Raw genomic sequence first — 7,787 nt, forward strand, 5'->3', positions numbered from 1 at the left:
AAACTCATTTAAATCACTTTGCTATTAAGTACAAATTGATTCTTAGAGCGAACCAGATTGCTTGGCAGGAGCTTAAAAATATGGCAGCTTAAAATTGACCGTGCGTAACATGAGTAATAATGGTTTTGGCATTAGCCAGTGCTATTCCTTCTGATTCAAACGATTGCTCTAATTCAGCAAGTCGTCGAATGCTGGTTTTATAACTAGAAAGTCCTTCATAAGCGCCTACAAACCAACTCAAGGACATATTGACTTGGGTAAAAGCCATACTAATTTGCATAAGTTGTCCAATTTCAATGAGACCTGCGAAATACAGTGGGGCGGCAAGCACAGTAGGCAAGACTTGGGCCATTTGCATATAAAAATTTTGAAATCCAACTAGCTTCGTTTGCGTATTTAATTTTTGAAGGGCAGTGTTGTTGATATCGTTAATTTTATTTTGGATTGCCGTTTTATAATAATGTTCAGCATGCTCTTCAGCAATATTTTCCGCATCATCATTCAGTTCAGCTAGGGATTGACGAAAATCAGCTTCAGCTCGTTCGGCATTTTTATTGGTTTCTGCGAGGGATTTACCTATAAAGTGGGTAATACCGGTTGCGACTATGGCTGTAATTAAGGCCACCCAAAATAGATAACCAGGAATAACGATATTAAGTCCTAAAAGGCTTAACGATAAAGGACCACCAACTACCCATAAAGTACTGGCAAAGGCAGCTAAACCAAGAACCGCTTGTAACAGGGTGCTTCCTAAGTTAAGTGTTAACTCGACAAAGGATTTACTGTCCTCTTGAATGCGTTGGGCAATGTTGTCAATTTCATTAGAAAAACGTTTTAAATCAAGGTAATTGTTTTCACTATGAAACAATTCATCGATGAGTTTATTAGTAAGCCAGTTGCGCCAAAGTATGGATAATTTTCCCAGCAAATAGTCTTTAATAACATAAACCCCCACATAAGCGCTTACTAATAAAGAAAATTGTCCCATGCTGACAAGGAAAGCCCCCCAGGCCTTTGTGGTTAATATGGCCCAAAATCCAGCCGACCACCAACTTAAGGCAGTCATTAAAGCCACAAGTCCTGTTATTGATATAATTGTCCCAATTAGCAATAACCAGGCTAATGCCTTTTCATCGGAATTAACAAAATAATCCTTAATTAAGTTGAAGGTCTTGTTTCCTGATTTGGTTAAAGGGTTCTTTGTCGCTTTATCTAGCATAGGATTATCATCATCTCTCAATTAATGGTGTCTATTATTGTTTTTTTGAGCAAAAAGTCAATAAAAGGTAAAAAAAACAAAGAAAATGATCTGTATGGGTAAATTTTGAATTATTGGGGCGTAAAACGTTAAATACGGCTATAAATGCTTAGTTATTTGAGGTAATATGCTAAAAACCAATTAAATTGAGTTATTTTTGGACTATTGGTCTTGAGCTTACTCGTATCTTCTTAGTAAAACCTGATGCGCTGCGAACAGTGAGAGTAGTCTTTTTTTGTTAGGAGCATGTAGAGGTTTGCTAGTCCTATTAATTTTTTAAGGATGAAAAATTGTCAACTATAAATAAAATGGGTGCGATTATAGCGCTCAATTCTTTAATGCTTTCCCCAAATTTTGCTGCAATAAAAAAAAATGAACTAGGGAAAGATGAGGTAGACAAGACGCGTCATTGGCGGTGGACTGCAACTCTTTCTGGAGGGGCAGCTTTTAGTGACAGCGTTGGTCGTTCGCAATTTATTCCCATCGTTAATCCGATTGAAGATGAGTTTTTTAACTATGCCGCAGCTCAATCTAATCAAACAGAATTTCTGTGGGGTGTCTCTTTGGCTATGGAGTTTGGTTTAAATCAAAATTGGCTGTTACAATCAGGATTTAGCTACTATCAACCCACTTTATTTCATCCTCAAGGAATGGTGGCCCAAGGGATCGATGCCTTATCGGTTGACAATTTTTCCTACCAATATGAAATTCAAGCTCGGCAAGTTTTATTCGAGAATAAACTTCTTTATAACCTAAGTTATAAAGCCGGCGCTTTTCATCCCTACGCTTCAGTGGGTATAGGCCTTGGTATAAACTCTTCGAGCAATTACCGCGTTAATATCACGCCGCCTTTCACTACCTTTAGTAATCAGTTTACTAATGGGTCGGACTCGGCTTTTTCTTACCGAGTAGGTTTGGGGGTTGATTATGATTTAACGACCAAACTGCGTATTGGTATTGGTTATCGATTTGCAGATTTTGGGAAAACGAAGCTTGGAAATGCGTTTATTGATCAGGTACCGACATTCAATAATTTATCGCAAGCTCATCTTTATACTAATGAAGTTTTGGGACAATTTACTTTTTTAATTTAAAAAGACAGCTAACTATTAGCTTGGAGTAACCTTATTTAAAGGATTAGCAATGAAATATTATTATTCAATTGGCTTTTTGGGCTTTTTTGCTGCAATAAGCAGTTATGCCACCCCGTTTATTCTGCTTCCTCAAGGCACTCTACCCACTGCGGTTAGTCCGGGTGCAAGTGTGTATGCTTCCTATACAGTTACTAATAATACCTTAAGCGTTCGGAAAGGCAATTTTGTTAAGTGGCTCCCCCCACATGTAACCCAAGTAATAGAGCCAACGGATGCAACCGTTTGTAAACGCATTTTTAATTTAGGACCCCATGGGGCAATTAACCAAAGCTGCACCTTAAAATTAAAAATATCAGGTGCTGTCAATCGTAATGATGCTAATCCCCAACATCATTTATTTGTTTGTTTTCCTGGGGGTAAAACTTGCGCTGGACCCACTCCAGCACACTCCTTAAATGTAATTAGTGGCAGTGCTGCAGCTACTAGTCTTTCTACCGCTGTAGGCCTTTACCAAATTGGAATTATTACCGCTCCTCTGGCTTATATCAGTAGCAATGATGGAGCAACTTGGTCAGCCTCAGTGCCTCCTAACACGGGACTTGATGGCGGTGCTGTCCTTTTCGGGGTCGGATGTAATGGAAAATTATGTTCTACTGTCGGTTCTTATGGCGATAATATGGGGAATGAGCTGCCTATAGCTTACTCCAGTGCCGATGGTGGAGTTACGTGGTCTGAGCCTTATAAGTTTTCTTTGCAAGGCATACCTCTGGTCCCTAATACGGAAATTCAAACGGTGGCTATTAGTTGTTCCGGTAGTAATTGCTCAACAGTGGGCAGCTACCAAGATAATGCTCAACTTCATCAACCTCTAACTTATTCGAGTTCAGATTCGGGCGTCACGTGGTCCAAACCTTATTTCCCTTCCACAGTAGGTTTCCCTGCCAATCACTCGCGGTTTTTAGGAACTGTAAGTTGCACGGGGACAATTTGTGTAGCGGGTGGTTTTTATGATGACGCATTAGGTGATCGCCAGCCCTTATTTTATCGCAGCACCAATAATGGGGTAAGCTGGTCAGCTCCAATTTTTCCTCCCAAAACAGGAATGCCTACCGGTTATGTTGGTGGCGCTAAAATTGTGGGACTAAGTTGCGCAGGGACTAATTGTACTGCGGTGGGTGTGGTTGAGGATCCTATCCAACCTAGTAGAACCATACCTTTTAGTTATGTCAGTACGGATGGCGGTTTATCCTGGTCCTCGGTGCATTTATTTTCTTTAGCCGGATTGCCTGCAGGAAATAAAGGAAGTTATATGAATGGGGTAAGCTGTGTAGATAATCAATGCACTGCGGTTGGTTATTATAGAGAAGCCTCTAATGCGCAGCATGCTGTGTATTATACAAGTACCAACCGGGGTGCTACTTGGTCCACGGTGTCATTTCCTCCTACAACAGGCCTTCCTTCCAGTGCCGACTCACAATTAATTAGCATATCCTGCATTAATAATGTTTGTTCAGCGGTAGGCGGCTATGTTGCGACAGGTACTTATTTTCCTTTAACCTATCAAAGTGTTAACGGTACTAATTGGACTCTATATTTGCCTAGCTTGCTTGCTATTCCTGGTGCAATTTCAGGGCAACTGCTTGGCGTGGGTGGATCACAAAGTGGTATTTTATTCACTTAGTTGAGTACTTACAGGGAGACTTTAGGGTCTCCCGAACGTTTATAAGTATCAGGCATTAGCTAGTGCTTCTCAATTTTTAAAAAATGGCAAAATAGAACACAGCCCCATCCAATTGCGCCTCCCAATACCACATGTGAAAAGCGTTCAAAGGCGATGGATTTAGAGTGGGTGATGAGCATCACTGCAGTGGTTACAAAGATACAGCGTAGAGTATAAGCAAGCACATAACGCCGAAAGGCTACTAAGGTTAAAAAAAGACAAGTAGTGGTTAAGGTTAAATCGAATCGTGTTGAGGGAATAACACATTGTCCCAAGAAGATACCAATTGGCACGCCTATAGAAACACCTAATAGCCGTTGTTGAAACTTCTGTGGAGTGGTATTAATATCGCCAGTAATTACACTGCCAACCCCCCAAATCATCCATTGTCCATTATCTAATGGAAGGTACTCCACCAGACAAGCCGAAATACTAACCCCCATTGCCATCGCAAACATACTTTCTAAATAAGGTTTTTTTTCACCAAAATCAGCTAAATACGCCAGTTTTGCTATGGGAATGCTTGCTCCTTGTTGCCAGTTTTTTATCTGTTTAAAAACAGTGAGTAAAAAAACGGGAAATAAAGCGCTCAGCAAATAGGGCAAAAAAATCAAGGCCTCTCGCCAATTAATAAGGTGTGGGGTTTTTGCGCTAAATTCAATCGATAAAATAATGGCAGGAATAAAAATCCATGTACCTAAAGGGCGCAAATGCTCTCCTTTGCTTATTAACCAAATAAACGCCATAGCAGCAAGGGTACTTAGCATAATAAAGGCTAGGGGGTAGGCGTGAGTGAAAAAAAGGAAATAAAAAAGAATAGTGACAGCAAGCCCATGAAGCACAGTACCTACAATAGTCGTTTGAATTTTTTCCTCAACAATCAATGCAGACATGGTTAGCACAGATACTTCTAACCAATAAGAATTTTGGGTCCACATAAAGAGGATGGAACTAGGTAAAAGGACCAGAAACCCACGCAGTAGCATCCATCCTCTGATTTCATTTTTTAACCAATGGATGCTTTTAATAAAATGCTGCATTATAAATTGTTTAAATCATCGAGGTGAATAATTTTTGCGATTTTACTAAGTAAATTAATAGAGAGTTGATGCTCATCTAAATCACCTGCAGCGCAGAGATCTTCAATGATGTTTACTTGATAATCTCGATCATGGGCATCACGTGCAGTGCTTTGGACTGCCCACGAGGTGCTTACACCAGCAAGAAGTACTCGTTCAATTTGATTCGCTCTTAAGGCTGCATCAAGATTAGTACCGTAAAAGGCACTTACCCTGGGTTTAATGATGCATAAGCAATTATGAGTATGCAAATCGGGATGGAAGGCAGTACCTGCAGCATTAAGGTTCAAAGCACCTAATTCGTGGACCTTGCCAAACATCGGTGAGTTTTTGGGTTGATCAAGATAATGTTCGTTAAATCCTACTTTTACTAAAATCGGTAACCAGTTTTTTTCATGGGCAATAGCCAAGGCTTGGTTGGCCTTGAGAATAATTTGACGTTCTGAAGCTTGAGCTGCACAGCGAGCTATTTTTCCCCTAGGATGCATAATATCAATAATATAATCTAAACCAATAAATGCGGTACTCATCTTTTGCTCCTCTCATCAAAGCTAATAAGAATAGTTTAGATTTAAAGTTAAACGGACACAATTAATTATATAGTCCTATAGCGATTATTATTCTTACCCTTTATACCTCTTGCCCCAATTATTGTGCTTGTTTTTGCCATACTAAATCAATAATTGCCCCTACATTTTTTAAACGCTGGATCTCTTGTAAGTCAAATTTAATTTGAAATTCATTTTGAATCGCTATTAAGAGATTAATATGATGGAGTGAATCCCAGCTTGCAAGATTATTTGAGCTCATCTCGTTGTAGATAACTAAAGACGGCTCATCAAAAATATCCCGGAAAACTTCCTGAGTTTTTTTAACGATAGTTTCACGATTCATTGGTTAATCCTTATATGATGGCTTTGCGAGCGATAATCATTTAGGTCTAATTCCCAAACGGAATATGTAATTAAATTTTGCTTCAAAGTAAAGCCGAAATCTTGGTATAAATCCGCGACGACACTATTTTTAGGCGTAGGATAGTAATAGCCAATAAGCCTAATAACCCCCAAAGAGTGGCATTGTTTGACCAGGGTATCGAGCATGGCCTGTTCCATTGTTCTGTTAAAAACCCGGCAACTCATTAACCAGGAATCAATATGACATTCCTTATTTTCAATTCTTGCGATAAGTGCTGCAATCAGACCATGATCACCATAAAGATCGGCTAGGCGCCCATATAAATTAAGATAATTGGGATTGGTGGAAATACGTTCTATTTCAGTTAAAGTAAAAAGTTTATTGGTTAAGTTAAATTGATGGGTCTTGTTTATTAATTGGGTGATTCGTGGCCAATAGGGTGCTGAAAAAGGATGGATCTCTGCTGTCATGCTCAAACTATCTAGATAAGCGCCGTAATCGGGATAGTGTTTTTCATCTTGGCTTTTGGCTAATCTGCGCTGATAAAAATCATGGCGATTAAGGTCTTCAATGGAAAGACCAGCAGTTTCAAAATAATAATTTCTATCAATATGCTCAATAAAATTAATAGCATTACTACCGATATTTGGCACTCTAACTTCAGGATGGCTATCAGCAATGAGCTGACGTTCGGCAGGATTATCATCAATAAAGACCAGGCTATCTAAGTGGAGATTTAAAGAGTTAGCTATTTGGGCCAAATTCTTATCCTTAGGCTCCCAATTGGCGGTGAATGTGGCAAAATCGTCCTCTGTTAACACCGTGTCTGGATGTTTAAAGCCCGCTTTTGCTTGCTCCACGTTATTTTTGGAACACACAGCTAAAATAATCCCCCGCTCCTTTAATAGCTTAAGATAGTGTTGGAACTCAGTATAGACTTCGGCTTCGGCAGAGTCCGAACCAAGCGCTATCCCCTCTATGCCTTCTTCACCTATTTGATTTCCCCAGCAAGTATTATCTAAATCTAATACCAGAGCTTTTTTGGCTATCCCTAATAAGCTACCAATAAGCGCTGCAAGACTTTGGGCTAGATAGGGAATTGCTTCATAACTAAGCGCATAACGTGCTGAATACCAGAGCTGTTTGTCAAACCATTGATTGAGCCCCAAACTTGCCGCTAAATAATTTATGTCATGGATATATAGGTTACTTCGCTTTTGAGCTTGGTCGGAAAAAAAGCCATTTAAGCGGTTGATGTAATTAATACGCCCATGAGGATCGGAATTATCTAAATTCCCAAGAATGCGGTATTGAGGATAATCAAAATTATTCTGAATAATTGGGCAGTTGTAGTGAAGGAGTGAGGACCAAATATGGGTATAACGTTGTTCTTCATGTTGCAGAAGGGAGCTAATTTCTTCTGGAGTCTCCTTTAGACGAGGATAGCGCGTAATATTTTTGTGGGTGGTATGAAGGTAAATAATATCGGGTTTAAAATCCTCTAAAGCCTTATTTTCAAAAACTGCTTCTTCATAATACTTATTAAAAGCAGACTCATAAAATACTGGTTTTATTCCTAAATTTAAAAGAAAGAGCTCTATTAGCTAGGTCCGGGGATCTGGAACAAAATTCAGGAAAAATAAGAGCTATTCCCGGTTTGTTAGTTCATTCACCTTACTCTCAGAATGGCTTATCCACAAGTCCATAGGCCAGGAGAGCTT

The 7,787-nt window shown here is 39.5% G+C and carries 7 protein-coding genes; 2 read left to right on the forward strand and 5 right to left on the reverse strand.

Features of this window, described 5'->3' with window-relative positions; genetic code table 11:
- Positions 1-88: 88 nt before the first annotated feature.
- Positions 89-1,219 (reverse strand): SbmA/BacA-like family transporter, encoded by a 1,131-nt coding sequence (locus ELY15_RS11690; RefSeq protein WP_158617462.1) that lies wholly within the window; start codon positions 1,217-1,219, stop codon positions 89-91.
- Positions 1,220-1,548: 329 nt separating this feature from the next.
- On the opposite strand from ELY15_RS11690, the gene ELY15_RS11695 reads away from it, so the two are divergent.
- Both ELY15_RS11695 and ELY15_RS11700 read left to right on the forward strand, forming a co-directional pair.
- Complete coding sequence (locus ELY15_RS11695) at positions 1,549-2,352, forward strand: outer membrane protein (RefSeq protein ID WP_233586677.1); 804 nt, start codon at positions 1,549-1,551, stop codon at positions 2,350-2,352.
- Between the two features lie 49 nt (positions 2,353-2,401).
- Positions 2,402-4,033 carry a sialidase family protein gene (locus tag ELY15_RS11700; RefSeq protein ID WP_127100225.1) on the forward strand — a complete coding sequence of 544 codons (1,632 nt, stop codon included), beginning with the start codon at positions 2,402-2,404 and terminating at the stop codon, positions 4,031-4,033.
- Positions 4,034-4,092: 59 nt separating this feature from the next.
- On the opposite strand, the gene ELY15_RS11705 is transcribed toward ELY15_RS11700, so the two are convergent.
- The 4 genes from ELY15_RS11705 to ELY15_RS11720 all read right to left on the reverse strand — a co-directional run bounded on the left by ELY15_RS11705 (position 4,093) and on the right by ELY15_RS11720 (position 7,667).
- A complete protein-coding gene (locus ELY15_RS11705; protein ID WP_127100227.1) occupies positions 4,093-5,112 on the reverse strand; it encodes an FUSC family protein in 1,020 nt (339 codons plus the stop codon).
- Positions 5,112-5,681: a cysteine hydrolase gene (locus ELY15_RS11710; RefSeq protein ID WP_127100229.1), complete on the reverse strand. Its 570-nt coding sequence runs from the start codon at positions 5,679-5,681 to the stop codon at positions 5,112-5,114. The genes ELY15_RS11705 and ELY15_RS11710 overlap by 1 nt, the downstream gene beginning before the upstream one ends.
- A gap of 118 nt (positions 5,682-5,799) precedes the next feature.
- Positions 5,800-6,045, reverse strand: a complete 246-nt coding sequence (locus ELY15_RS11715; protein WP_127100231.1) for an acyl carrier protein — start codon at positions 6,043-6,045, stop codon at positions 5,800-5,802.
- Complete coding sequence (locus tag ELY15_RS11720) at positions 6,042-7,667, reverse strand: HAD family hydrolase (RefSeq protein WP_127100233.1); 1,626 nt, start codon at positions 7,665-7,667, stop codon at positions 6,042-6,044. Before ELY15_RS11720 ends, ELY15_RS11715 begins: the two co-directional genes overlap by 4 nt.
- Between the last annotated feature and the right edge of the window lie 120 nt (positions 7,668-7,787).

The organism is Legionella sp. km772 (assembly GCF_003989735.1).
GTDB lineage: Bacteria > Pseudomonadota > Gammaproteobacteria > Legionellales > Legionellaceae > Legionella.